Annotated in this window: 27 protein-coding genes and 1 tRNA gene; 15 read left to right on the top strand and 13 right to left on the bottom strand. The window is 72.0% G+C overall.

Features of this window, described 5'->3' with window-relative positions; all coding sequences use genetic code 11:
* Positions 1-210 precede the first annotated feature (210 nt).
* Entirely contained in the window at positions 211-525 is a 315-nt protein-coding gene (locus ABTW95_RS30995) for a hypothetical protein (protein ID WP_500228164.1), read from the top strand.
* 348 nt (positions 526-873) lie between these two features.
* Here the strand turns inward: ABTW95_RS30995 and ABTW95_RS30990 are convergent.
* The 3 genes from ABTW95_RS30990 to ABTW95_RS30980 form a co-directional block, all read right to left on the bottom strand.
* Positions 874-947: transfer RNA gene (locus ABTW95_RS30990), tRNA-Pro, on the bottom strand.
* 76 nt (positions 948-1023) lie between these two features.
* On the bottom strand, positions 1024-1611 hold the full coding sequence (locus tag ABTW95_RS30985) for a class I SAM-dependent methyltransferase (RefSeq protein ID WP_500228163.1): 588 nt from the start codon (positions 1609-1611) through the stop codon (positions 1024-1026).
* A complete protein-coding gene (locus tag ABTW95_RS30980; RefSeq protein WP_396446361.1) occupies positions 1608-2504 on the bottom strand; it encodes a metallophosphoesterase in 897 nt (298 codons plus the stop codon). The genes ABTW95_RS30985 and ABTW95_RS30980 overlap by 4 nt, the downstream gene beginning before the upstream one ends.
* Positions 2505-2598: 94 nt before the next feature.
* Between ABTW95_RS30980 and ABTW95_RS30975 the strand changes: the two genes are divergently transcribed.
* Entirely contained in the window at positions 2599-3051 is a 453-nt protein-coding gene (locus ABTW95_RS30975) for a GatB/YqeY domain-containing protein (RefSeq protein ID WP_396446360.1), read from the top strand.
* 34 nt (positions 3052-3085) lie between these two features.
* Here ABTW95_RS30975 and ABTW95_RS30970 read toward each other — a convergent pair whose 3' ends face one another.
* A complete protein-coding gene (locus tag ABTW95_RS30970; protein ID WP_396446359.1) occupies positions 3086-5383 on the bottom strand; it encodes a penicillin-binding protein in 2298 nt (765 codons plus the stop codon).
* Positions 5384-5719: 336 nt separating this feature from the next.
* Here ABTW95_RS30970 and ABTW95_RS30965 point away from each other — a divergent pair, with 336 nt between their 5' ends.
* Entirely contained in the window at positions 5720-6034 is a 315-nt protein-coding gene (locus ABTW95_RS30965) for a WhiB family transcriptional regulator (RefSeq protein WP_396446358.1), read from the top strand.
* A 370-nt stretch (positions 6035-6404) separates the two neighbouring features.
* Positions 6405-7799, top strand: a complete 1395-nt coding sequence (locus ABTW95_RS30960) for a hypothetical protein (protein WP_500228162.1) — start codon at positions 6405-6407, stop codon at positions 7797-7799.
* Between the two features lie 120 nt (positions 7800-7919).
* On the opposite strand, the gene bagB is transcribed toward ABTW95_RS30960, so the two are convergent.
* On the bottom strand, positions 7920-9077 hold the full coding sequence (gene bagB, locus ABTW95_RS30955; RefSeq protein ID WP_396446356.1) for an ATPase BagB: 1158 nt from the start codon (positions 9075-9077) through the stop codon (positions 7920-7922).
* 217 nt (positions 9078-9294) lie between these two features.
* Positions 9295-10290: an ATPase BagA gene (gene bagA / locus ABTW95_RS30950; RefSeq protein WP_396446355.1), complete on the bottom strand. Its 996-nt coding sequence runs from the start codon at positions 10288-10290 to the stop codon at positions 9295-9297.
* Positions 10291-10534: 244 nt separating this feature from the next.
* Here bagA and ABTW95_RS30945 point away from each other — a divergent pair, with 244 nt between their 5' ends.
* Positions 10535-11581 carry a slipin family protein gene (locus ABTW95_RS30945; protein WP_500228161.1) on the top strand — a complete coding sequence of 349 codons (1047 nt, stop codon included), beginning with the start codon at positions 10535-10537 and terminating at the stop codon, positions 11579-11581.
* Positions 11582-11795: 214 nt separating this feature from the next.
* On the opposite strand, the gene ABTW95_RS30940 is transcribed toward ABTW95_RS30945, so the two are convergent.
* A complete protein-coding gene (locus ABTW95_RS30940; RefSeq protein ID WP_500228160.1) occupies positions 11796-12908 on the bottom strand; it encodes an MFS transporter in 1113 nt (370 codons plus the stop codon).
* Positions 12909-12985: 77 nt separating this feature from the next.
* Between ABTW95_RS30940 and ABTW95_RS30935 the strand changes: the two genes are divergently transcribed.
* Complete coding sequence (locus tag ABTW95_RS30935; RefSeq protein WP_500228159.1) at positions 12986-13495, top strand: MarR family winged helix-turn-helix transcriptional regulator; 510 nt, start codon at positions 12986-12988, stop codon at positions 13493-13495.
* A gap of 195 nt (positions 13496-13690) precedes the next feature.
* On the opposite strand, the gene ABTW95_RS30930 is transcribed toward ABTW95_RS30935, so the two are convergent.
* On the bottom strand, positions 13691-14635 hold the full coding sequence (locus ABTW95_RS30930) for an NADP-dependent oxidoreductase (RefSeq protein ID WP_500228158.1): 945 nt from the start codon (positions 14633-14635) through the stop codon (positions 13691-13693).
* A 128-nt stretch (positions 14636-14763) separates the two neighbouring features.
* Here ABTW95_RS30930 and ABTW95_RS30925 point away from each other — a divergent pair, with 128 nt between their 5' ends.
* From ABTW95_RS30925 to ABTW95_RS30905, 5 genes are all read left to right on the top strand, one after another.
* The gene (locus tag ABTW95_RS30925; protein WP_396449742.1) at positions 14764-15207 is read left to right on the top strand and encodes a winged helix-turn-helix transcriptional regulator; all 444 of its coding nucleotides are present in this window, start codon (positions 14764-14766) and stop codon (positions 15205-15207) included.
* A 5-nt stretch (positions 15208-15212) separates the two neighbouring features.
* Complete coding sequence (gene sp36 / locus ABTW95_RS30920) at positions 15213-15371, top strand: Sp36 family protein (RefSeq protein WP_021591512.1); 159 nt, start codon at positions 15213-15215, stop codon at positions 15369-15371.
* Positions 15368-15829, top strand: coding sequence for a RidA family protein (locus ABTW95_RS30915; protein WP_396449743.1), 462 nt, complete (start codon positions 15368-15370; stop codon positions 15827-15829). Before sp36 ends, ABTW95_RS30915 begins: the two co-directional genes overlap by 4 nt.
* Positions 15830-15876: 47 nt before the next feature.
* Positions 15877-16728, top strand: coding sequence for an NUDIX hydrolase (locus tag ABTW95_RS30910; protein WP_396449744.1), 852 nt, complete (start codon positions 15877-15879; stop codon positions 16726-16728).
* Positions 16729-16871: 143 nt separating this feature from the next.
* A complete protein-coding gene (locus ABTW95_RS30905) occupies positions 16872-17657 on the top strand; it encodes an MBL fold metallo-hydrolase (protein WP_396449767.1) in 786 nt (261 codons plus the stop codon).
* 135 nt (positions 17658-17792) lie between these two features.
* On the opposite strand, the gene ABTW95_RS30900 is transcribed toward ABTW95_RS30905, so the two are convergent.
* A complete protein-coding gene (locus ABTW95_RS30900; RefSeq protein ID WP_131935942.1) occupies positions 17793-18479 on the bottom strand; it encodes a Crp/Fnr family transcriptional regulator in 687 nt (228 codons plus the stop codon).
* A gap of 228 nt (positions 18480-18707) precedes the next feature.
* On the opposite strand from ABTW95_RS30900, the gene ABTW95_RS30895 reads away from it, so the two are divergent.
* A complete protein-coding gene (locus ABTW95_RS30895) occupies positions 18708-19355 on the top strand; it encodes a TetR/AcrR family transcriptional regulator (RefSeq protein ID WP_396449745.1) in 648 nt (215 codons plus the stop codon).
* A 15-nt stretch (positions 19356-19370) separates the two neighbouring features.
* Here the strand turns inward: ABTW95_RS30895 and ABTW95_RS30890 are convergent, their stop codons facing one another.
* Both ABTW95_RS30890 and ABTW95_RS30885 read right to left on the bottom strand, forming a co-directional pair.
* A complete protein-coding gene (locus tag ABTW95_RS30890; RefSeq protein ID WP_396449746.1) occupies positions 19371-19925 on the bottom strand; it encodes a carboxymuconolactone decarboxylase family protein in 555 nt (184 codons plus the stop codon).
* Positions 19922-20818 (bottom strand): SDR family NAD(P)-dependent oxidoreductase, encoded by an 897-nt coding sequence (locus ABTW95_RS30885; protein WP_396449747.1) that lies wholly within the window; start codon positions 20816-20818, stop codon positions 19922-19924. Before ABTW95_RS30885 ends, ABTW95_RS30890 begins: the two co-directional genes overlap by 4 nt.
* Before the next feature lie 102 nt (positions 20819-20920).
* On the opposite strand from ABTW95_RS30885, the gene nth reads away from it, so the two are divergent.
* From nth to ABTW95_RS30870, 3 genes are all read left to right on the top strand, one after another.
* Positions 20921-21661: an endonuclease III gene (gene nth, locus ABTW95_RS30880; RefSeq protein WP_396449748.1), complete on the top strand. Its 741-nt coding sequence runs from the start codon at positions 20921-20923 to the stop codon at positions 21659-21661.
* Between the two features lie 136 nt (positions 21662-21797).
* Positions 21798-22379 carry an NUDIX hydrolase gene (locus ABTW95_RS30875; RefSeq protein WP_396449768.1) on the top strand — a complete coding sequence of 194 codons (582 nt, stop codon included), beginning with the start codon at positions 21798-21800 and terminating at the stop codon, positions 22377-22379.
* 190 nt (positions 22380-22569) lie between these two features.
* Positions 22570-23766 carry a MarP family serine protease gene (locus tag ABTW95_RS30870; protein ID WP_500228157.1) on the top strand — a complete coding sequence of 399 codons (1197 nt, stop codon included), beginning with the start codon at positions 22570-22572 and terminating at the stop codon, positions 23764-23766.
* Positions 23767-23845: 79 nt separating this feature from the next.
* Here ABTW95_RS30870 and ABTW95_RS30865 read toward each other — a convergent pair whose 3' ends face one another.
* A complete protein-coding gene (locus ABTW95_RS30865) occupies positions 23846-24199 on the bottom strand; it encodes a DUF309 domain-containing protein (protein WP_500228156.1) in 354 nt (117 codons plus the stop codon).
* Positions 24200-24317: 118 nt separating this feature from the next.
* Positions 24318-25241, bottom strand: coding sequence for an alpha/beta fold hydrolase (locus tag ABTW95_RS30860; protein ID WP_396449751.1), 924 nt, complete (start codon positions 25239-25241; stop codon positions 24318-24320).
* Positions 25242-25248: the final 7 nt, after the last annotated feature.

The following is a 25248-nucleotide window of genomic DNA, read 5'->3' as shown; positions in this document are numbered from 1 at the left end:
CGCCCAGTCCTCCACCTTGATCACCCTCCACAGTGACAGCAAAGGGGTCAGATTTCGGCCGTCGCCTGGGGGTCAGTTTTCACGCGTCGTCGACAGGACCTTCGGCCGGACAGCAGGAGGCTGGTCACCAAGTCGCGGGTGGCACGGAGCCTTTGTCTGAGGATGATGTTGGAGAGAGCGACCGACCGGCCTCTGGCGTAGGAGAGAAGAATGGACGAACGCGAGCGCGAATTCCATCGGGCCATGGTTGCGATCTATCAGACGGCCAAGCGAGAGCTGGGGTACAACGCCACTCGGTTCCTGCAGATGGTCAGCAACGAAGGCGGGTTGGCCGCGGCCAAGCAACTCCTCTGGTCCGAGACGCCCTCGGATGGATTCACAACCCTCTGGAACCACGGTCGGCTGGATCTCAGCGTGGAAGCTCACGTTCTGCGCCCAGAGTATGAGGAACTCTTCACTGACGCGGACCGCCAGAAGGCGCGCGAGCGGCTTGAGCAGTACGGCTGGGTAGAACGATCGACCTGACGGCCAGTCGACACGGCGCTCCCCACAAGCCCGCCGGCCGACCCAACCAGGGCACCGAGGGGAACAATCCCGGCAAATTGCCCCCACCGAGGAGCCTGGGCCTGTTGCGGCATGGGGGTTGGCGATGGTCATGCGTCGGGCAGCTCTGGGTACGTCCGGACGGGTCACCTGGAGCAAGCGAACGGGCCGCAGATCTGAACATGGGGGCGGTTGAGCAGGTCCGCGCGGTGCTGGTTCGGGGTGGACGGTGTCCGTGGGTGGGGGCGGAGTTCGCGGGTGGATGACGGAGGAAAGAGGTTGAGGCCGGTCTCCGTGGTGGAGATCCGGCCTCTGAGATGGCGGTTTCTGTCGGGGTGGCGGGATTTGAACCCACGACCTCTTCGTCCCGAACGAAGCGCGCTGCCAAGCTGCGCTACACCCCGGTGGTGGCTGCCCGGGAGGTCGTACGTGCTCCCGGCGCCTAGACCACTGTAGCGGATGGTGAGGGGTGCTGCGTCCCTATTTACGGGCTGTGAAGCCGGTCACGGCGCCCGACGGGGTGAGCTCTATGGCGGTCAGGCCGGCGGTGGTCAGCCAGGTGCGGAGGTCGGCTGCCGTGCCGGGGGCGCCGAAGATGCCTGCGCGTTGCATGGCGGTGATGAGGGGGTCTCGGCCGGCGCCTCGGACGAGGGTCGTGCCGGTCAGGGTGCCTCCTGGGCGTAGGACTCGGGCCAGTTCGCGCAGGGCTGCGGCGGGGTCGTCCAGGCAGTGGAGGCCGTTGTAGGTGACGCAGACGTCGAAGGTGGAGGGCGGGAAGGGCAAGGCGTAGATGTCCGCCTGGAGGAGGGTGCGGGTCTTGCGGCGGGCTCTGGTGAGCATGTGCCGGGAGATGTCGGCCGCTATGTGGCGGGGGTTGTCGCCGACTGCCAGGCCGCCGCCGCAGGGGATGTCGAGGGTCAGGGCGTTGGGGTCCTGGGCGGCGATTGCGCCCCGGAGGTTGGCTATGTCGTAGTTCCAGAGGACGCGGGCGCCTATGCGGGCGAGTGTGCGGGTCTGGACGGCATAGTCGTAGAGGGTGGCGAGCAGGGTGGCGGTCTGCCAGTTCACCGGGGGACGAGGGTGAGGAGGGACGCCTCCGGGGGGCAGCAGAAGCGGATCGGGGCCTTCGGGGACGTGCCGAGGCCCGCGGAGACGTGGAGCCAGGAGCCGCGGTGCCTGTGGAGGCCCTTCACGCGGGGGCGGTCGATGCCGCAGTTGGTGGCGAGGGCGCCGTAGAAGGGGACGCAGACCTGGCCGCCGTGGGTGTGGCCGGCGAGGAGGAGGTCGTAGCCGTCCGCGGCGAAGCGGTCGAGGTTGCGGGGCTCGGGGCTGTGCATGACGCCTATGTGGACGTCGGCCTGGGGGTCGACGGGGCCGGCGATCTTGTCGTAGCGGGCGCGGTCGATGTGGGAGTCGTCGATGCCGCCGAACTCGACGTCGAGCTCGCCCACCTTGAGGCGGCCAATGCGGTTGTTGAGGTCGAGCCAGCCGGCGGCCTGGAGGGCGGAGCCGAGTTCGCGGTAGGGGAGGTCGGGTTCGCGGTGGTTGCGCTCGTAGTCGGACTTGCTCGTCCGCCAGACGTAGCGCAGGGGGTTCTTGAAGATCGGTGAGAAGAGGTCGTTGGAGCCGTAGACGAAGACGCCGGGACGGTCGAGGAGGGGGCCGAGGGCTTCGAGGAAGGGGCCGATCGCGTCGCGGTGGGAGAGGGTGTCGCCGGTGTTGACGACGAGGTCGGGCTCCAGGGCGTCCAGGGAGCGGACCCAGTGGATGAGGCGCGTCCTCCCGGGGGTGAGGTGCGCGTCGGAGATGTGCAGGATCTTCACCGACGGACGGCCTGGCGGCAGCACCGGCACGTCGACGCGGCGTAGGCGGAACCAGTTCCGCTCGATCACCGAGGCGTACCCGAAGGTCGCGGCCCCCGCGCCCAGGAGGCCCAGGGGCACGGCGTAGATCTTTCGCACGACTCTCCCTTCTCAGGGTCCCATGCTTTCAGAGATGGGCACCGCGCGGTAATCCTGATGAGGCAGAAGGTGCCGGACGGGCATGATGTTCGGCATGACCCTGAAGGAGAAGCTGGAGACCGACCTCTCGTCCGCGATGAAGGCCCGGGACGAGGTGCGCACGCGTACTTTGCGGATGGCGCTGACCGCGGTGAAGAACGAGGAGGTCGCCGGCAAGCAGTCGCGCGAGCTGTCGGACGACGAGGTCGTCAAGGTGCTCGCCCGGGAGGCGAAGAAGCGCCGCGAGGCCGCGGCGGCGTTCGGTGACGCGGGGCGCGAGGAGCAGGCGCAGGCGGAGCGGGACGAGGGCGCGGTGCTGGAGGAGTACCTCCCGGCGCAGCTGTCCGATGAGGAGCTGACCGCGCTGGTGGCGGACGCGATCGCGCAGACGGGCGCGGCCGGGCCGCGGGCGATGGGGCAGGTCATGAAGGTCGTGAACCCGAAGGTCGCGGGGCGCGCCGAGGGCGGCCGGGTCGCGGCCGAGGTCAAGCGGCAGCTCGCTGAATGACGGAGGGCCCGGCGGGAGCGCCGGGCCCTGCGGGTCAGTCGTCGTGGCCTCGTGCGGGCTTCTTGCCGCTGCTGATGTACAGGATGACCGTGGTGCCCGGCGGGACCTCGGTGCCCGCGTCGGGTGACGTGGACACGACCGTCCCGCGCGGCTGGTCCGAGTCGACGGATCCGGACGCGACCCTGGCCTGCAGGTCGGCCGCCGCGAGCTTGGACTTGGCGTCCGCGACGGTCGCGCCCTTCACCTTCGGGACGCGGGTGGTGTCGCCGAAGTCGCGGGACGGGGTGCGGAAGCCCGGGGCGGGCTCGCCGGCCAGGGCCCGCTGCATCGAGGTCCGCCAGAGGGGGCCGGGGATCGTCGCGCCGTAGACGCCGTACACCTTGTACTGCCAGGGGCCGCGGTAGTCCCAGTAGGCGACGGCGGCGGCGAGGTTCGGGGTGAAGCCGGCGAACACGGCGCAGGTGAACTCTTCACAGGTTCCGGTCTTGCCGGCGGCGGGGCGGCCGATGCCGAGCCCGGCGGCGGTGCCCTTGGTGAGGACGCCCTGCAGGATCGAGTTCACCTTGTCGGCGACGTCCTCGTCCAGGGCCTGGTGGCAGTCCTGCTTGGGCAGCTTCAGCTTCTTGCCCTGCGGGTCGACGACCTCGGTGATGGAGATGGGCGCGCAGTACTTGCCGCGGGCCGCGAAGCCCGCGTACGCGGCGGCGAGGTGCACCATGTCGATGTCGTTGACGCCGAGGACTTGGGACGGGATCGGCAGGAGCGGGTTCCCGTTGCCCTGCTTCATCCCGAACTTCTCCGCCATCTTCACCGCGTTGCAGACGCCGACGCGCTTCTCCAGGTAGGCGTAGAAGGTGTTGACCGAGTGCCAGGTGCCGGTCTTGAGGTTGAAGTTGCCCTTTTCGCTGTCGCCCGCGTTGGACACCGTCCAGGGCGGGCCGCCGCCGATCAGGTCGTTGTCGTACTTCTTGTTCTTCCAGGTCCCGGTGTAGCGGCACGGCTGGTATCCGCCGATCGTCGCGGTCTGCGGCGAGTTGATGGTCGTGCTGACCGGAATGCCCTGGTCGATGGCGGCGGCGAGGGTGAAGACCTTGAAGGTCGAGCCGGCCGATACCCCGTTGTTGCGGCCGTGGAAGTAGTCGGCGGCGAGGTTGATGGTGGTCCGGCCCTTGCCGGGGCCGAACCGCTTGCTGACGCCGATCGCCTTGATCTTGCCGGTGCCGGGCTCGACCATCGCCTCCGCCGCGACGCGGTTCCCGCCCGGGGCGACGTTGCTGCGGAGCGTCTTGTCGACGGCCCGCTGCTTCTTCATGTCGATCGTGGTGCGGATCGTGTAGCCGCCCCGGTTCAGTTCGTTGACGATGTTCTGCTGCTGCTTCGGCTTGAGCGACCAGTACTTGCCGTCCGACAGGATGTTGAGCATGTCGTACTTGACGTACTCGCAGAAGTACGGCGCCTTGCTGGTCTGGCAGCCGCCGACCGGGTCGGTGCGGTTCAGCTGGATCGGCTTGGCGGCCTCCTCGTCGGCCTGCGCCTTGGTGATGTGCCCGAGCTGAGCCATCCGGTAGAGGACGACGTCACGCCGGTGACGGGCGTCCTTCGGGTTGCGGATGGGGTCGTAGGCGGTGGGGTTCTGCGTGATGCCGGCGAGCAGTGCGGCCTGGCCCAGGTTCAGCTTGGACGCGGGGACGCTGAAGTAGCGCTTCGCGGCCGCCTGGACCCCGTACGCGCCCGCGCCGAAGTAGGCGATGTTGAGGTAGCCCTCAAGGATCTGGTCCTTCGTCATGCGCTGCTCGATGTCGAGCGCGTAGCGGAGCTCGCGGAGCTTGCGTCCGACCGTGGGAGCCGTCGCGTCGCGGTACTCCTTCTGCGTCCGGGCACTGTCGACCAGCAGGTTCTTGACGTACTGCTGGGTCAGCGTGGACCCGCCCTGCGTCTGCTCGGACTCGACGTTGGACGCCAGTGCGCGGATGGTGCCCTTCAGGTCGAGCGCGCCGTGCTCGTAGAACCGCGAGTCCTCGATGTCGATCATGGCCTTGCGCATGATGGGCGCGACCTGGTCGAGCCGGACGGACTCGCGGTACTTGTCGAAGAACGTGGCGACCTGCTTGCCGTCCGCCGAGTACATCACCGTCTTCTCGGACGGCGGGGCGGTCTTCAGCTGGCTGTCCATGTCGTCGAAGTTGTTCGCGGCGTCGCGGGCGGTCAGCCCGGCGCTGCCGACGGCCGGCAGCGCGATGAGGGCGACGATGAGGCCCGCCACTCCTGCCGCTCCGAGCAGCTTGAGCAGGGTGGAGGCATCCTTGACCCGGTTTGTTTTCGCAACGCGCACGGGGTCTAGGGTACGCGGGACGAGAGGTGCATTAGGGACACGTCCCCCAGCGTCCGCCGGTGATTCCGGCCGCCGGCCGCTCCGGGTGAGACGTTCGTCCGGTATGCCCTCATCATGACAACCTGCGTCGTGTCTGGCGCGTCAACTACAGGTAACTAGTCCGTTCCGGCGGTATGGCCCCGGTGGGCTATATCGAGAATGGGCCCATCGGGGGCTGTTGAAACGTCCCTCGCTTCCGTAAGTTCTTCCCCACGGCTTTCGTTTGGCGGCCTGACGTCCGCGCCCGTCCGGCCAAGGAGCGCAAATCGACACAGACCCTAGGGGAGTGGGGCCAAGATGTGGATCACGGATTGGACCGCCCGCGCCGCCTGCCGTAACGCGGACCCAGACGCCCTGTTCGTGCAGGGAGCGGCGCAGAACCGGGCCAAGCTCATCTGCCGCGGCTGCCCGGTGCGGACGGAGTGTCTCGCCGACGCCCTCGACAACAGGATCGAGTTCGGCGTCTGGGGCGGGATGACCGAGCGCGAGCGCCGGGCGCTGCTGCGGCGGCGGCCGGACGTGCGGTCCTGGCGCGACCTGCTGGAGACCGCGAAGGAGGAGTACGAGCGGTCGGTCGAGACGGAGGACGAGCAGGAGCTCGTCGCCAGCTGACCTTCGGGGCGGGCCGTGCGCGGCTCGTCCTGGCGTCCGGCAGCGGCACAGTCCAATAAAGCGTGGCCGCGGGCCCGCACCGTTTTCGCGGTGCGGGCCCGCGGCCGCGTCCTGTTTCCGGCTCGGCGGTGCTTCCGGGGAGCGGGTCGTCCGTTGCTGGGCGGAGCATGGTTCCGGAGGCGTGACCGGCGCTCGGATCGTTGGCCTCCGGGCATGAGCGTCCCCTCGGAGTTCGCCAAGGGACGATCAAGATAGCGCCGCCGTGCAGCGCATCGCCGCAGGTCGGGGCCGTGATCACCGTAGTGTCCGTGCCGGCGTGCCGATCTTGGGAGGCGGCGCGCCTTCGTTCACCGGACCGAGGGGGCACGTCTTGAGGGGACGCTGGAAGATCACCGTCGCGGCCGCCGGAGTGGCCGCCGGAGCGACCGCCGCGGCGTCCGCGGCCTGGCCGGCCGCCGCGGGGACCGCGTCCGACCGCACCGGGCCGTGGGTGCTGATGGCCCAGGAGGGCTTCGACCGGCCGCTGCGAATCGACGGCGCCACGTGGCGCCTCGACCCGCAGGGGCCGCACAGCCCGTGGAACGTCGACGCGTTCGACGACGACGGCGAGGCGTGGACGAAGATCAGCGGCCCCCTGTTCAAGAAGCAGCTGGCCACCCTGAACGTGTTCCGCAAGCGCGTCGAGTTCGGCCGCGGCGGATGGCTGACCGCCGAGATCGCGGCCGTCGACAAGGACCGCGACGGCCGTCCCGACTCGCGTCCGGGGCTGTCCAGCGCGTCCCTGCCGGGCGGGCAGAAGGTCGCGCGGATCTCCGAGCCGAGCTGGGACGCCGGGGTGCTGATCCGACCCACGCGCCCGCTGCCGCCGCGCTACCGCGTGGAGATGACGCTGCGCGGCATCGACTTCGGCGGCAAGCGGCACGGCACGTTCGACTACGGCGGCAAGCACAACGGCTACCGGCGCGAGCCGTGCAAGACCCGCTACCCGTGGACGTTCCAGGGCGCGCTGCCCGGCAAGTCGCGCTGCCAGTACCCGGACGTGACGAGGGAGAACGGGTTCTACTACCTGACGATCCTCGATTACGCGACGCCCGCGCCGCACGGCAACCCGGGCATCCACTACCGGCGCAAGGTCATCATGGACGGCTACTACAGCGACGACGCCCGCTGGAAGAACGCCGGGACCTGCAACCCGAAGACCGGGAAGATCTACCGGACGTTCGACGGCACCTTCAACGGCATCAACGCGCTGTTCGTGCGGGGCGACAAGTTCCGCGAGGCCGCCAACAACAACATCAGCAACGAGTACTACATCAAGACGGCCTGCGGGAACGTCTCCATGGACGAGCCGTACGGCCCCGGCGGACGGTTCAAGGAGCACCTGGCCAGCGCCGAGATCCGGCCGGAGCTCATGCCGAAGGCCGCGTACCGTTTCGCCGTGGAGCGCGACGCCACCGGGTACACGCTGGAGATGAGCGGCCCGTTCCTCCACATCGGGCAGGCCACGCTGCGGGTCCACCATGACTTCGTGGAGGACGGCCGTCCGATCTGGCACTACAACCAGACGCCGGGCGAGTACGACGGCCGCTTCGACCGGCGGCTCCTCCACAAGGGCCCTGCCGGGACGTACGTCACCGAGCACACCTGGCCCAAGGGCTCGGCCTACCCCGACTCCTTCATCATCGGCGACCCGCACCTCAACTACTACGAGGGCTCGGCATATGTGGACGACATCCGCCTGTACGTCCCGAAGGACGCCAAATAGCCCCCCGCGGCGGCGGGCAGGTTATCCACAGAAGCGAGTTCTAGTGGTGCGCGCCCGGAGCCGGGGCCACCGTGGAGGCGGCAGGGAACGACCGGCTCCGGGGAGGACGCATGGGACGGGTCAGGCGGCGGTGGGGGCCGAGGTCGGGGCGGCGAGGTCCTCGCCCACCTGCCGGAGGCCGTCCAGGTCGTGGACGTCCTCGGCCTGGGCGGGGACCGCCGTGACCGGGACGGTCGGGTGCGCGGACGCGAAGTGGTCGCGGAGGCGCTCCTCGCGGGCGGCCAGCTGCATGCGGTCGGTGTGCAGGCGCAGCAGGGCCGCGGTCAGCGCGTGCTCGCCGCGCTCCTCCAGCGTCTCGGCGGCGGCCTGGCTGCGGGCGGCGGACAGCGCGTCGCCCGCGGACTCGTGGACGCGGTTGACGACGAGCCCGGCGAGCGGCATGCGCTCTTCGGCGAGGCGTTCCACGAAGTAGGACGCCTCGCGGAGAGCGTCCGGCTCCGGGGCGGCGACGACGAGGAACGCGGTGCCGGGGGTCTGCAGGAGCTTGAAGGTCTTCTCGGCGCGCTCCCGGAACCCGCCGAACATCGTGTCGAACGCGGCGACGAACGTCTGCACGTCGCGGAGCAGCTGGACGCCGAGGACCTTGTTGATGGCCCCGGTGAACATGCCGAACCCGGCGCTGATCACCTTGACGCCGAAGCGGCCGCCGGTCTTGGCCGGCGCGGCGAGGATCTTCATGAACCGGCCGTCGAGGAAGCGGCCCATGCGCTCCGGGGCGTCCAGGAAGTCCAGGGCGTTCCGGGACGGCGGCGTGTCCACGACGATCAGGTCCCAGGCGCCGGAGCGGTGCAGCTGCCCGAGCTTCTCCATCGCCATGTACTCCTGCGTCCCCGACAGGCTGGACGACAGCGACTGGTAGAAGGGGTTGGCGAGGATCTGCTTCGCGCGGTCGGGGTCGGCATGCGCCTCGACGATCTCGTCGAAGGTGCGCTTCATGTCGAGCATCATCGCGTGCAGCTCGCCGTCGCCCTCGATCTCGATCTTGCGCGGGTTGTTGTCGAGCTCCGACAGCCCCATCGACTGGGCGAGCCGCCGCGCCGGGTCCACGGTGAGGACGACGACGTCCCGCCCCCGCTCGGCGGCGCGCACCCCGAGCGCCGCGGCCGTGGTCGTCTTCCCGACCCCGCCGGAACCGCAACACACGATGATCTTCGTGCGCGGGTCGTCGAGCAGCGCGTCGACGTCCAGGACGGGAGGAGTCTTGCTGGTCGGGCTCATCGATTCACCTCTGCCGTTCCGCGTCCGGCGACCCGCCGGGCTCGCTCCGCACGCCGGCGTACCGCGGCGGGTTTCGTCGTGTGCGTCGCCGCCGAGGCGACCCAGGAGACGCCCGGCCGCGACGCGGCGCCGGTCGGTGCCCGGTCGCGCTTCCTCGGTTCTGCGGCGTGGTCAGGTGGGGCCGGCGGGAGGCGCCTCCGGGCCGCGGGGCGGGTGGTCATGCGGCGCCTTGGGCGCGGAGGGCGGCGGCCAGGTCGTAGAGGCCGGCGAGGTCCATGCCGTCCGAGAGCATCGGGAGGGTGTAGCGGGGGCGGTCGATCGAGTCGAGGCGCTCCTTCTCGCGGCGCTGGAGGGCGGTGCGGCGGGCGTGGTCGGCGGCCTCGGCGGCGAGGACGGCGGCGATCTGCTCGGCGTCGTGCTCCAGGCCGGCCGCCTTCACGCCGCGGACGATCTCGTCGGTGTCGAGGGTGCCGGCGGCGGCCGCGGCGAGGTCGTCCTCGCTGAGGACGGGCTCGTGCTCCATGTTCACGATGACGCCGCCCACCGGGAGGCCGACCGCGGTGAGGTCGCGGATGCCGTCCATCGTCTCCTGGACGGGCATCTCTTCGAGGAGGGTGACGAAGTGCACGGCGGTCTCGGGGCTGCGGACGACCTTCATCACGGTGTCGGCGTGGTTCCGGACGGGGCCGACCTTCGCGAGCCCGGAGACTTCCTCGTTGACGTTCAGGAACTTGGTGATGCGGCCGGTGGGCGGGGCGTCCATGACGACGGCGTCGTAGACGAAGGCGCCGTCCTTCTTCTTGCGGCGCACCGCCTCGGACGTCTTGCCGGTGAGGATGACGTCGCGCAGGCCGGGGGCGATGGTGGTGACGAAGTCGACGATGCCGAGCTTGGTCATCGCCTTCCCGGCGCGCTTGAGGTTGTAGAACATCTCGAGGTACTCGATGAGCGCCTCTTCGGTGTCGACGGCGAGCGCGTACACGTCCCCGCCGTCCGGGGCGACCGCGACGCGGCGCTCCTCGTACGGGAGGGGCGGGCAGTCGAAGAGCTGGGCGATGCCCTGGCGTCCCTCGACCTCGACGAGCAGGACCTTGCGTCCCCCGGCGGCCAGGGCAAGGGCGAGGGCGGCGGCGACGGTCGTCTTGCCCGTGCCGCCCTTCCCGGTGACCACATGGAGGCGTACGCCGTCCCAGTCGGTGTCTCTCGCGCTCACCCGATCGACCATATCGTTCACTCGACAAACACTTCAGAGGGCGCCCGCCCGTATGCAAGTGATCCCTGACACGGTTCCGTGCAAGATCATCCGTGCTGGCGTTGTACACGGGCGTGCCCGCGCGGTTAGCTGGGAAACGTGAGCCGTCCGCGGGCGGTTCCGTCTGGATCCTCGCGGGTTCAGAGTTCCGCCGGCGTCCGGGCGATCCCCGGGCCCGGCCGTCCACGCGAGAAAGGTGCCCGTGATGGAAGCGGTGGCACTCATCATCCTGCTCATCATCCTCGTCGGCGGCCTGCTGGTATTGGCGTCGTCGGTCCGCGTGGTGCAGCAGTACGAGCACGGGGTCGTGTTCCGGTTCGGGCAGGTCCAGCGGGGCGGGCAGCTGCGTCCCCGCGCGGTGCGCGAGCCCGGCCTGACCGCGATCGTGCCGATCATGGAGCGGATGCAGAAGGTCAGCCGGCAGACGATCACCATGGGGGTGCCCGGGCAGGACGGCATCACCCAGGACAACGTGAGCGTCCGCGTCGACGCCGTCGTCTACTTCCGGGTGGTCGACCCGGTGAAGGCGATCGTCAACGTGCAGAGCTACGGGCACTCGGTGTCGCAGGTGGCGCAGACGTCCCTGCGGTCGGTGATCGGCCAGGCCGACATGCAGGAGCTGCTCGGCGAGCGCGAGAAGATCAACAAGCGCCTCCGGGTGATCATGGACGAGATCACCGAGGGCCCGTGGGGGGTGCTGATCGAGCGGGTCGAGATCAAGGACGTCTCGCTGCCCGAGGGCATGAAGCGCTCGATGGCCCGGCAGGCCGAGGCGGAGCGGGAGCGCCGCGCCCGCATCATCACCGCGGACGGCGAGTTCCAGGCGTCCAAGCGCCTCGCCGCCGCGGCGGAGATCATGTCGCAGGACCCGGCGGCCCTCCAGTTGCGGCTGCTGCAGACGGTCGTGGAGGTCTCCGCCGAGAAGAACAGCACGCTGGTCATGCCGCTGCCGGTGGAGATCCTGCGGTTCTTCGAGCGGGCCGCCGGCGGTTCCGGGCGGCAGTCCGAGGCCGGCGACGAGAAGGACAAGCCCGGCCTGGCCGAGCGCCTCGCCAGGGCCGAGGAGGACCTGGCCAAGGCGGCGGAGCAGCCCTCGTCGCTGCAGTCGGCCGAGGACGTCCCGCCGGTCCTTGGCCTGGACGAGCCGAAGCACGAGTCCTCGTCGTCCGACGACCGCCGCGGCATTACGAGCGGCGACCCCGCGTCCGACCTGGCACCCGACCGCTCCCACGAAACCCGCCGACCCAGCTGACACGCCTGGCCAAGCAGCGGGCCTCCAAAGCGCCAGGTAGTGGCTTGCGGGCGTGCAGATCGGGGCCGCTTGCGTTCGTTCTCCGGGCGTCCGGGCCTGCTGTGCGGCTAGGCGGTGGGTTGCAGGGGCTTTGCGGGGGCGTGCGTGGTCAGGTGGCGGACGCCGGGGATCGCCGTCGTGCCGAGGCACGCGGCGGCCACCAGGAGGGCCGCGGTCAAGAGGGGGTGGATGCGCCCCACTCTGATGCCGCCCACGGAGCCAGCGCGTAGCCCAGAGGGGCGGCGGCCAGGGAGAGCAGCCAGTCGTAGGAGGTCACGCGCGCCAGGGCGTGTGGCGGGATGCTCTTCTGGACGACGGTCTCCCATGTCGGGTTGAGAACGCCCAGCCCGGTCATCGCCAGCCCGTAGGACGCGACGACCAGCGGCGCGGGTGCGGTCACCGCCAGCAGGGCGAGGGGCAGCGCCAGGGTGGCGAGGCCCGCGTTCGCGACCAGGACGGGACGGTGCGGGCGGACGCGTCCGGCGATCAGCGCCCCGGCGAGGAGCCCGGCGGCGCCGGTCTGGACGGTGGCGATCCACGTCCCCTCGCCGCCGAGCCGCTCGACCGCGATGGCGGGGCCGAGGGTGAGCAGGACGGCGGAGGCGCCGTTCCAGATGCCGTGCGCGATCAGGCTCGTCCAGTACCAGTCGCGGGAGCGCACCTCCGACCAGCCTTCGGCGAGGTCGGCGCGCAGCGGGCGCCGGGGCACCGGGACGTTCCGGACGCGCGTCATCGCGAGGAGCGCGGCGCTCGCGGCGAAGGACGCGGAGTCGAGCAGGAACGTCCAGCCCGGGCCGACGGTCAGCACGAACGTCCCGGCGACCGCGGGACCGGCGAGCCGGGTGGCGCCGTTGGCCGCGCCGATGAGGGAGTTCGCCCTGTGCAGCCCGGACGGCTCGACGGTCCCGGTGATCAGCGGCGAGATCGTCGGCATCTGGAAGGCGGAGGCCGCGCCGCCGATCACCTGGGCCGCGGCGAGATGCCAGAGCCGGGGCTCGCCGCCGAGGAGTTCGAGCGCGGCGAACAGCTGCGCGGCGGCGCCGGCGAGGTCGGTGGTCAGGGCTACGGCCCGCGTGTTGAAGCGGTCCGCGACGGCGCCGCCGACCGGGAGGAGGAGCAGCCGCGGCGCCATCGCGCAGCCGAGGACGAGCGCGAGCGCGGAGGTGGAGCCGGTCGCGCGCAGCACGGCGAGCGCGAGCGCCGCGGGCACGGCGGCGTCGCCGGTCATGGACAGGACGCGCGCGGCGAACAGCAGCCGGAAGTCCCGGCCGCGCAGTGGGTGAGCCATGCCGTGGAATATAGTTCGGTACCGAACTATTCGTCAACGAATTATTCGCTGTCGAAGGCGACGCTAGGATCGTCGGCATGGGCGACACGGCGCGAGACCGGGTAGACGAGCATGTGGCGCGGTGGACGCCGGTCCTGCCCGACCTCGATCCCGACATCGAGGGCGCCGTCACCCGGATGGGGTACCTCGTCCGGCACCTCAAGCAGGTCCGCGAGGAGTCGCTCGTAGCGATCGGCCTGCACTGGCACGAGTACGACACGCTGCACGCGCTCGCCGGACGGCACGGCACCGCCGCGCCGTCCCAGCTCGCCGCCGACCTCGGCATGCCGCCCAACTCGATCACCGGCCGGCTGGACGCCCTGGAGCGGCGCGGCTTCGTCCGGCGGACGCCGTCCCCCGCCGACCGCCGCCGCGTCATCGTCGAACTCACCGACGCCGGGCGCGCCGCCTGGCGGGACGCGTTGGCCGGCGTCGGCAGGGAGGAGCAGCGGCTGCTGGGCGTGCTCGACCCGGATGAGCGCCGTACCCTCTCCGACCTTCTCCGCCGCGTCATGCTCCGCGCCGAGCGCCCGTCTGATTCCTGCTGAGCCTGCGGTCTCGACCTGGGCGCGCCGTTCGGCGGGACGCGTTGGCCGGGGTCGGCAGGGCGGGGCAGCGGCTGCTGAGGGTGCTCGACGTGGACTTGCGCCCCTCCGCGCCGAGCATCCGTCCGATCCCCTTACGGCGCCCGAGACTGCGGGACGCCCGTTCTCCAGGGCCGGCCGTGGGATCAAGAGGCGCGGTCAGGGGATCAGGACCAGGCGGCCCCGGAGGCCGCCGGATTCCAGGCGGGTGTGGGCCTTGCGGGCTTCCGAGAGGGGCAGGGTGTCGGCCACGCGGAGGGTGAGGCGGCCCCTGTCCACGAGGTCGGCCAGGTAGGCCAGTTGCGCGGCGTCCGCGCGGATCCATTCGTTGCGGACGGTGATCCCGCGCAGCGGGACGGGGACGGCCGGGCCGCCGTTGACCGCGGCGAACGAGCCGCCGTTGCGGACGGCGTCGAGCGCCGCGGCGGCGAGGAGCGCCGCGTCCACGGCCCCGTCGACGCCGCCGGGGACGAGTGCGCGCACCGCGTCCGCGAGGTGGGCGTCGCGGCTGACGAACATCTCCGCGCCGAGGCCCCGCACCAGTTCCTCGTCCGCCGCGGAGGCGGAGGCGACGACGCGCAGCCCGCGGTGCGCGGCGAGTTCGACGGCGTAGCCGCCGACGGCGCCGGCGGCGCCCGTGACCAGCAGCGTCGCCCCCGGCGGAAGGTCGAGCAGGTCGAGCGCCTGCAGGGCGGTCAGGCCGTTCAGCGGCAGCGTCGCCGCCTCGGCCGGTGACGCCGAGCGGGGTGCGTGCGCGACGGCGGAGGCGTCGAGGACGATCGATTCCGCGTAGCCGGCGACGGGGACGTCCAGCCGGTCCTGCAGGCCGATGACCCGGTCGCCGGGCGCGAGGCCGGTGACGTCCGGGGCGGCGGCGTCGACCGTGCCGGCCACGTCCATCCCGATGCCGAACGCCGGGCGCGTGCCGAACGCCATGAGGCCGGCGCCGGCGAGCCCGCCGGAGCGGACGGCGGCGTCCACCGGGTTGACGGCCGCCGCCGCGACCCTGATCCGCACCTGGCCGGGCCCCGGGACGGGCTCCGGGACGTCGGCGTCCTGCAGTGCCTCCGGCCCGCCGGGCGCCGTGACGATGATCGCGCGCATGCCGGTACTCCTTGCGTGAAGTGGGATGACGCGGGAGGACCCCCGCACCGATCACTGTCGTCGGAACAGCGCACGTCCGGAAGAAGTTACCTCCGAGTGCGTTCGGTACCCGGAGGTGAGCCCGCAGCATGGCGACGATGACGGCGGCGCAGCGCCGCGAGAAGGAGCGGGAGGCGTTCGGCGCCTTCATGGAGGCGTGCCCGATGAACCAGCTGCTGGGCGTCGTCGGCAAGCAGTGGAGCACGCTGATCCTGTGGGAGCTGGCGCGGGGGCCGCGCCGGTACGCCGAGGTCAGCCGGGCCATGCCGGGCGTCAGCGCGAAGATGCTCACGCAGACGCTGCGCTCCCTGGAGCGGGACGGCTTCGTGGCGCGCACGGTCACCCCGGCCGTCCCGGTGCAGGTCGAGTACGCGCTGACGCCGCTGGGCGACCGGATCGTCCCGCTGATCGCCACGATGATCGACTGGGCGAACCGCCACATGGACGACGTGCACGACGCCCGCGAACGCTATGACGCGACCTCGGCCAAGGCAAGGTCGAACGAGGTTCCAGCAGGCGCGTCGCTAGGGTGAACGCCATGAAGAAGTGGGAGTACGCGACCGTTCCGCTGCTGGTGCACGCGACCAAGCAGATCCTTGACAACTGGGGCCAGGACGGGTGGGAGCTCGTCACCGTCCTGCCGGGCCCGAACCCGGAGAACCTCGTGGCCTACTTCAAGCGCGAGGTCCAGTCATGAGCACCCCCGAGGAGCGGCTGCGGGAGCTGGGGATCGAGCTGCCGGACGTCGTCCAGCCGGTCGCGTCGTACGTGCCGACGGCGCGGACGGGCTCGCTCGTCTACACGGCGGGCCAGATCCCGCTGGTGAAGGGCGAGCTGGGCGCCACCGGGAAGGTGGGCGCCGAGGTCAGCGCGGAGGAGGCCGCCCGGCAGGCGCGGATCTGCGCGCTGAACTGCGTCGCGGCGCTCAAGGCGGAGGTCGGCGAGCTGTCGCGGGTCGTCCGGATCGTGAAGGTCCTCGGGTTCGTCGCCAGCGCGCCGGACTTCACCGGGCAGCCGGAGGTGGTCAACGGGGCGAGCGACCTGCTCGTCGAGGTGTTCGGGGACGCGGGCAAGCACGCGCGCAGCGCCGTGGGCGTCGCCGCCCTGCCCCGGGACGTGCCCGTCGAGGTGGAGCTCATCGCCGAGGTCGAGTAGGACCGAGGCTTGACGGAACGCCATTCGGTATGTCCGAATGACTCGCCATGGGCACTGTGCACGGGCTGAAGCTGCCGGCGAGCTTCCGGGATCGGATCGAGGACATCCGGGCGGGCCGGGCCGAGCCCGCTCCGGCCCGGCACGCGGCGACCGTCGTGGTGCTCCGCGACCACGACCGGCACGGGCTGCAGGCGTTCATGCTGCGCCGCGTCCGGTCGATGGCGTTCGCGCCGGGCGCCTACGTGTTCCCGGGCGGGTCAGTCGACCCGCGCGACGGCGAGGCCGACCTGGCCTGGTCCGGGCCGCCGCCCGCCGAGTGGGGCGCGGCGTTCAAGGCGGACGAGACGCTGGCCCGCGAGCTGGTGTGCGCGGCGGTCCGGGAGACGTTCGAGGAGACTCTGGTCCTGCTGGCCGGGCCGACGGGCGAGACCGTCGTGGACGACACCCGCGGCGACGACTGGGAGGCCGACCGGCGGGCGCTGCTGGACCGCTCCCAGTCGTTCGGCGGCTTCCTCGACCGGCGCGGCCTCGTGCTGCGCGCCGACCTGCTGCGCCCGTGGGCGCACTGGATCACCCCGGCGATCGAGCCGAAGCGCTACGACACCCGCTTCTTCGTCGCCGCGATGCCGGAGGGGCAGCGGGCCAGGGACGTCAGCACCGAGGCCGACGAGGTCGCCTGGGTGCGTCCCGCGGAGGCGGCCGAGCGCGCGGCGAAGGGCGAGTGGATGATGCTGCCGCCGACGGTCGCGACGCTGGCCGAGCTGGCGGAGTTCGACACGGTGGCGGACGTGCTGGCCGCGCGGCGCGAGATCGTCGTGCACGAGCCCACGGCGGAGATCATCGACGGCGAGGCGTATCTCGTCCTGCCGGACGGCGTCGAGCGGCACTACCGGGGATGAGGCGCGTGCCCGGTGCCCGGTCCGCCGCGTGGCGGCAGGCCGCCATGTGGCGGCTCGCCGGCACGTCCGCGCTGCGGCATCTCGACCGTTTCGGCTGGAACCCGGCCCGTCACCCGGATCGGGCCTCGGGCAGGATGGGAGACATGACGGAGATCGACGGGATGGGCACTGAGCGGGCGACCTGCGTGCTCGCTCCGAACCCGTCCGCCATGACCCTGGACGGCACGAACACGTGGATCATCGCCGAGCCGGGGTCGGACGAGGCGGTCGTCGTCGATCCCGGGCCGAAGGACGGCAGGCATCTGCGGCGCGTCCTGGACGTCGTCGAGGCGCAGGGGCGGCGCGTCGGGCTGGTCCTGCTGACCCACGGCCATCCGGACCATTCGGCGGGCGCCGGGAAGTTCGCGAAGCTCGCCGGCGGGTCCGTCAAGGTGCGGGCGCTCGACCCCAGGCACCGGCTCGGCGACGAGGGGCTCGCGGAAGGGGACGTCGTCACCACGGGCGGCCTGGAACTGCGGATCATGGAGACGCCGGGCCACAGCGACGACTCGCTGACCTTCTGGCTGCCGGCGGACGGCGCGGTCCTCACCGGCGACACCGTCCTCGGCTACGGGACGACGGTGCTGGAGGGCGGCCTCGGCGACTACCTCGCGTCGCTCGACCGGCTCCGCCGCTTCGCCGCCGACGTCGAGGCCGCCACCGTCCTCCCCGGTCACGGCCCCAAGCTGGACGACCCGATCGCCGTGCTCGACCACTACATCGACCACCGCCGCGAGCGTCTCGCGCAGGTCGAGGCGGCGGTGGCCGCGGGCGCGCGCACGGCGCGCGAGGTCGTCGAACGCGTCTACGCGGACGTCGACAAGTCGCTGTGGCCCGCGGCCGAGTGGTCGGTGCAGGCGCAGCTGGACTACCTCGACTCCCGCCGCTGACCCGCCGGCCCTCCGGGCGCCGGCGGGCCGCACGCGCGGCGCGGCCGGGCCGGACGCGCGGCGCCGGACACGCGGCGCCGGACACGCGGCGCCGGACACGCGGCGCCGGACACGCGGCGCCGGACACGGCCGCGGCTACTTCGAGCGCTTGCGGAGGCGTTCGATGTCGAGGATGACGACGGCGCGCGCCTCGATGCGCAGCCAGTTGCGCTGGGCGAAGTCGGCGAGCGCCTTGTTGACGGTCTCCCGGGAGGCGCCGACGAGCTGCGCCAGCTCCTCCTGCGTGAGGTCGTGGTGGACGTGCAGGCCCGCCTCGGACGGCTGCCCGAACCGCTCCGCGAGGTCGAGCAGCGCCTTGGCGACGCGTCCGGGCACGTCGGTGAAGACGAGGTCGGCCATCACGTCGTTGGTCTTGCGGAGCCGCTGCGCCAGGGCGCGGAGCAGCTGGACGGCGACCTCCGGGTGCCCGGTGAGCCAGGGCCGCAGGTCGTCGTGGCCGAGCCCGGCGAGGCGGCACTCGGTGACCGCTATGGCGCTCGCGGTGCGGGGCCGCGGGTCGAACAGCGACAGCTCCCCGAACATCTCGGACGGGCCGAGCACGCTCAGCAGGTTCTCCCGGCCGTCCGGCGCCGTCCGGGTCAGCTTGATCTTGCCTTCGAGGACGACGTACAGCCGGTCTCCGGTCTCGCCCTCGTTGAACAGCGTCTGACCGCGCGCGAGACGCGCTTCGGTCACGTTGGCGCGCAGCGCCTTGGCGCCCTGCTCGTCGAGGGCCTCGAAGAGCGGGGCTCTGCTCAGAACGTCCACGTCGCGATCGGTCACGCTTCTCCTCCTCGAACACCTACATGCCTAGTGTGACGTACGTCCCACCGCGTACGTGAAGGCAGGGTCACGGCGCGCCGAAACGCGGAACCGGGAGTGTTCGTCCCGCGGCGGGTCACGGTCCCGTTCGCCCAGTGTACGGACCGGCGGGTGAATGCCATCACACCGGTCTCATCGCCTGTTATCGGACGAGCCGGGCGGCGGGCGCGGGTGCCTTAACCTGAGCGGATGCAGAGCTCCGGGTCCGGCCCCGTGCCGCGCCGGCTGCCGCGGGGCCGTCACGCGCTGTCCCGCGAGGAGGTCGAGCGGGTGCACCGTGACCGCCTCTGCGCGGCCATGGCGGCGGCGATGGCGGAGAAAGGGTACGTCGGCACGTCGGTTGAGGACGTCCTTAAACGGGCCCGTGTGTCGCGGCAGAGCTTCTACGGCCTGTTCTCGTCCAAGCTCGACTGCTTCATGGCGGCGTTCGACCAGGCGAGCGAACTGGTGATCCGCCGGCTGGAGGGCGCCGCGGAGGGCGGGGGCGACGCGGCGGCCCGGTTCGAGCGGGCCGTCACCACGTACCTGGAGGCGCTGGCGTCCGAGCCGGGGTACGCGCGGCTGTTCCTGGTGGAGGTGTACGCGGCCGGACCGGAGGCCATCCGGCGGCGGTCCGAGATACAGCACGACCTGGCCGAGGCCCTGGCGGGCCTGATGGGCGTGCCGGGTCCGGCGGGTCGGTTCGCGTGCCAGGTCGTCGTGTCGGCGGTGAGCTCGATGGTGACGCCGGCGGTCGCGGCCGGTGACATGGAGGCGTTGCGCGCGGTCGGCCCCCCGGTCGTCGACCATGTGCGCCTCCTGCTCCGCTCAGGGGTGTTGGACGGCGCGGAGAAGTGACGTGGGGCGTCCCTCTCAGCGGGCTCCGGAGCGACGGGGGCGGTCGGGCTGGACGCGGAGAGCGGTGATCACGGTGGCGAGCATCTCGTAGTGCCCGACGAGCACGGTCAGCTCCACGCACTCGCCCTCGGTGAGGTGGGCGCGGAGGCGCGCCCAGGTGTCGTCGTCCACGTCCCGGTCGGCGTGCAGTGCGTCGGTCGCGGCGAGGATCGCCTGTTCGCGCGGCGTCCAGCCGTCGGCGGACGGGCCCTCCTTGACGCGCTCGACGTCCCGTTTCCGGACGCCGGAGCGCCCGGCGATGCGCACATGGTGGTCGAACTCGTAGCGGCAGTCGCGCAGGTGCGCGACCCGCAGGATCACCAGCTCGGTCTCGCGCCGCGGCAGGGTGCCGCCGGGCATGAGGCGCCCGGCGAACCACAGCCAGCCGCGGAACAGGCCGCGGCGGCGCGCCAGCGTCAGGAAGAGGTTCGGCGGGCCGGTTCCGGCCGCCCGGCCCGCGACGCGGCAGGCGAGCCAGTTCACCGCGCCGACGTCGCGGACGCCGCCGGGCCGGACGCGCGGCGCCGTCACCGGCGGGAGTCCGGTTGCGGCGTGGTCAGCTCGACCCGCTCCTTCCGCGCGATCTCCAGGATCTCGCGCAGCCCGCGCTGGACGGCGCCGTCGACGACGGGTTGCGCGAGCATCCGGACCGGGAGGACGCCGCCGACCCACCATGGGGCGACGACCCGCTTGGAGCGGCGGGCGATCCCGCGCTCCAGGGCGTCGATCCCGACCTTCAGCGGCGTGACGGCGGAGATGAGGCTGCTCGCGCGGCCCGAGTTCGTCAGGGCCGACGCCGCCTCGGTGCTGAACCCGCGCCGCGTCATGTCGGTGTCGAGTTCGGCGAAGTAGGCGACGCCCGCCTTCGCGCCGTACGGCCTCAGCTCGGCCCTCAGCGTGTTGCCGAGGGCCTCGACCGCCGCCTTGGACGCGCTGTAGGCGCCCAGCAGGGGTGCGTGCACGGCCGCGGCGAGGGACGCGACCGCCAGCGCGTAGCCGCGCTCGTGGCTGATGTGCGGCCCGGCCGCGCGGAGCGTGTTGTAGACGCCGAGCACGTTGACGCGGAGGCTCTGCTCCAGGACGGACGGGTCGCCCCCGATGACGGGCATCTGCGCGGCCACGCCCGCGTTGGCCACGACGACGTCCAGCCCGCCCAGTTCCCGGACGGCGAGGTCCACGACCTCCTCGACGCGGGCGCGGTCGGTCACGTCGCAGGTCCACCAGGGCGCCGGCCCGCACTCCCCGGCGACGCCGGCGAGCAGGCCGGGTTCCAGGCCGGCGAGCGCGACGCGGGCGCCGCGCCCGTGCAGCCGGGCGGCGAGGGCCGCGCCGATGCCCCGCGCGGCGCCGGTGATCAGCACGCGCCGCCCGGCGAGGGTCGCCGGCCACGGGGACGAATCCCACCGGAGGGAGTCAAGGATCATGCCGCGACCCTACCATTAATGAACATGCCCGTCTTTTTAAGATCGGTCCAATGGGCGGGAAGGCGGGCCGCCCCGCCGCGCGGACACCGTAGGCTGGCCGGTATGGCGACGGAGGCGGCCCCGAAGGCGCGTGCCCGGAAGTGGAAGGACGAGTCCCGGCTGGCGCTCGTCCGGCGGGCGCGCAAGATGAACCGGATCCTGGCCGAGACCTACCCGGACGCGCACTGCGAGCTCGACTTCGGGACGCCGTTCCAGCTCCTCGTCGCGACCGTCCTGTCGGCGCAGACCACCGACGCGCGGGTCAACATGACGACGCCGGAGCTGTTCGCCAAGTACCCCACCCCGGAGGACCTCGCCGCCGCGAACCCCGAGGACGTCGAGGCCATCCTGAAGCCCACCGGGTTCTTCCGCGCCAAGACCAAGTCGGTCATGGGGCTGTCCGCGGCATTGCGCGACCAGTTCGGCGGGGAGGTCCCAGCGCGGCTGGAAGACCTCGTCAAGCTGCCCGGTGTCGGGCGCAAGACGGCCAACGTCGTCCTGGGGAACGCGTTCGACGTCCCCGGGATCACGGTCGACACCCACTTCGGCCGTCTCGCGCGGCGCTTCGGCTGGACGACCGAGGACGACCCCGTGAAGGTCGAGCAGGAGGTCGGCGAGCTGATCCCGCGCAAGGACTGGACGATGCTGTCGCACAGGCTCATCTGGCACGGCCGCCGCATGTGCCACGCGCGCCGTCCCGCCTGCGGGGTGTGCCCGCTCGCCCGGCTGTGCCCGTCCTTCGGCGAAGGGCCGACCGACGAGGAGACCGCGCGCAAGCTCGTCAAGCCCGGGCCGTTCTCGTGACGGCCGGGCAGGAGGGCGCGCCGGGAAGGAACGCGACCGTTCCGCGGTTGGGACGGACGTGACCGAGACCGCCCCGAGCACCCCCGAGTGGCTCGAACGCTTCCGCCTGGAAGGCCCCAGGCTGCCGGTGCCGCCGATGTTCCGGCCGGTGCCGGACGCCCGCGCCGCCGCCGTCCTCATCCTGTTCGGAGAGGGCCCGCACGGCCCGGACGTCCTGCTCACCGAGCGCGCCGCCACGCTGAACAAGCACGCCGGGGAGTGCGCCTTCCCCGGCGGCCGCATCGACCCCGAGGACGACGGCCCGGTCGCGGCGGCGCTGCGCGAGGCGAAGGAGGAGGCCGGCGTCGAACCGGCCGGGGTGGACGTCATCTGCACGCTGCCCGAGCTGTACCTGTCGCACAGCCGGCACCGCGTCACGCCCGTCGCCGGCTGGTGGCGGGAGCCGTCGGAGATCGCGCCCGGCCATCCGGGGGAGGTCGCGACGGTCGCGCGCGTCCCGCTGGACGAGCTGGTCGACCCGGCGAACCGGCTCACGGTCCGGCATCCGTCCGGGATCAGGATGGGGCCGGCGTTCCGCGTCCGCGACCTGTTCGTGTGGGGGTTCACGGCCGCGCTGCTCACCCAGGTCCTGGAGGCCGGCGGCTGGAACCGGCCGTGGAACGCCGCCCATGTGGAGGACCTGCCGCCTGAGGTGCTGGACCTCGCCGCACGCAGCTGAGAATCTCCTGAATTGCGATTGAACTGGTACGTTCCATCGCGCCGGAAATGATGCGCCTGGTCAGCGCGGCCTTTCCGGACGGTCATCCCTTGGTCACGGGCGTGTGTCACACCTGACGGCTACCCGGCGCACCCCAATCTGGTACATCGAGGGGACGTGAAGCGGCCGCCCGGCACAGTACGGTGAAGCGGTGCTGCACGACCACGTTCTCGATCTCATCCTGCTCGTGCTCGTCGTGCTGTTCGGAGTCTCGGGCTACCGGCAGGGCTTCATCGTGAGCCTGCTGAGCTTCGTCGGCTTCGTCGGCGGCGGCGTCATCGGCGTCCTGATCGCGCCGCCGATCGCCGAGGCGGCGGTGGACGGCGCCGCGCAGCAGGCGCTGCTCGCCATCGTGATCGCGTTCCTGGCCGCCACCCTCGGGCAGCTGATCGCCTCGTCCCTCGGCGCCGTGCTGCGTAACCGGGTGACCGGCTTGAACGCCCGCACCGCGGACGCGGTCGGCGGCACGTTCGTCAGCGCGATGTCACTGCTGATCGTCGCGTGGTTCTTCGGCAGCCTGGTCGCCAACTCCGAGTTCAAGCCCGTCCGGACGCAGGTCAAGGGCTCCTCGATCATCAACGGCATCAACGACGTGATGCCGCAGCAGGCGCAGACCTGGTTCACCTCGTTCCAGGGCTTCGTGAAGAGCAGCGAGTTCCCGCAGGTGTTCAACGGCCTCGGCGGCGAGTCGGTGGTGCAGGTGCCGCCGCCGGACGAGTCCGTGCTGAACACCAAGGGGCTGAAGGCCGCCAAGAGCAGCATCGTGAAGGTGGTCAGCACGGCGCCGCAGTGCCAGCGCCGCATCGAGGGCACCGGGTTCGTGTTCGCGCCGCAGCACATCATGACCAACGCGCACGTCGTCGCCGGGGCGCGCGGCGCGTCCAAGGTGACGACGATCAACGGCGCCACCAACCGGGGGCGGGTCGTCCTCTACGACCCCAAGCGCGACGTCGCCGTCCTGTACGTGCCGGGGCTGCGGGCGCCGACGCTGCAGTTCGCGCCGGAGGCCCGCGTGCGCGACGACGCGATCATCGCCGGGTTCCCGAAGAACCAGCCGTTCACGGCGGGGGCCGCCCGGATCCGCGCCCGGCAGACGGCGCGCGGCCCGGACATCTACCACTCCGGGCAGGTCAGCCGGGAGATCTACGCCATCCGCGGCAAGGTCGAGCCGGGCAACTCGGGCGGGCCGCTGCTGTCCACGGACGGGCGCGTCTACGGCGTCATCTTCGCGGCGGCGCTCGACACGGCGTCCACGGGCTACGCGCTCACCGCGGAGGAGGTCGCGCCCGACGCGCGCGCGGGCGCGGCGGCCACCAACCCGGTGTCCACGCAGAGCTGCTCCGACTAGCCGATACGGCTGGACGGCCGGGCCGGGCGGGCCGCGTGCAGCAGCGCTCGGCCGGATCCGCTCGGCCGGATCCGCTCGGCTAGAGCGTGAGCCGGAGGGGCACGGGGCCGTTCTCCGGGCTCGCGGCAAGGTCGCGTGCGCGCTGGACGACTCCCCGTATGTCGATGTTGTAGGGGGCGCTCGTTTCGTACGGGACGAGACGTTCGGCGGCGCGGCTCAGCAGCGCCTCGGCACCGCGTGCGTTTCCCCGGCGGAGATGGGTTATCCCCACGGCGACCTGCGCCAGGCCCCGCCACAGCTCACGTTCGGGCTCCGGGGCGGACTTCCAGACCGCTTCCAGTACCTCGTGCGCATGGAACGGACGGTCGGCGTCCAGGAGTTGTTGGGCTTCTTTCAAAGCCTCGTCCGGCGGCATGTCGAGGTCGTCCGGCATAGTGGGGATGCCGGTGGCGCCGTGAGGCAGCGGCCGCCCGTAGGCGTCCCGAGGGCGTGCGTTGCGTGGGCGTCCAGACTCGTCCCGATCCCGCATGGCTCCACCGTACGCCCGGAGATCAGTGATCGGGCTCCGGGTCGGCGAGCCAGCCGAGGAGCTGCGCGTCGAACGCGCGGGGACGCTCCTGGTGGGGGAAGTGGCCCGCGCCCTCGATGAGCTTCCAGCGGTAGGGGGCCGACACGTAGCGGCCCGATCCCTGCGCGCTCGCCGGAAGGGTGCACGTGTCGAGCGCACCGTGCAGCTGGAGCGTGGGCGCCTGGATGGGGGCGCGCATGCGGTGCGCGTAGCGGATGCCGTCCGGGCGGGCCTGCGACCGGATCAGCCAGCGGTGGTACTCCAGGGCGCTGTGGGCCGCCCCGGGGATCTGCACCGCCTTGCGCACGAGCTGCTCCGTGCGCTCGTCCGGCCAGCCCGGCCCGGACCAGTCGTGCAGCAGCCTGCCCGCCAGCGCCGCGTCGTCGCGGACCAGGCGCCGCTCCGGCCACAGCGGCAGCTGGAAGCCGAACGTGTGCCGCGCCGCCCAGCCCTGGCCGCGCGGGTCGCCCGCGACGGCCTGCCGCAGCCGCAGCGGATGCGGGGCGCTCACCACCGCCAGCCGCTGGACGATCTTCGGGTGGTACACGGCCGTCGTCCAGGCGAGCAGCCCGCCCCAGTCGTGCCCGACGACGATCGCGTTCGCCTCGCCCAGCGCGCGGACGAGCCCGGCGGCGTCCCCCGCCAGCGTGACCAGGTCGTAGCCGCGCGGCGGCTTGTCGCTGCCGCCGTAGCCGCGCAGGTCGACGGCCGCCGCGCGGTAGCCGGCGGCGGGCAGCGACACGAGCTGGTTGTGCCACGACCACCAGAACTCGGGGAAGCCGTGCAGCAGCAGGACGAGCGGCCCCTCACCGGCCTCGGCGACGTGGAACCGCGTCCCCCCGGCGCTGACCTGCCGGTGGGTCCACGGCCCGTCGACCTCGATCAGCGACGCGTCGTGCCCGGACATGGCGCCG

This window comes from Spirillospora sp. NPDC127506 (assembly GCF_040302145.1).
Lineage (GTDB): Bacteria > Actinomycetota > Actinomycetes > Streptosporangiales > Streptosporangiaceae > Spirillospora.
Note: the sequence above shows the minus strand (reverse complement) of the source record. Positions and strands in the feature narration are given on the sequence as shown.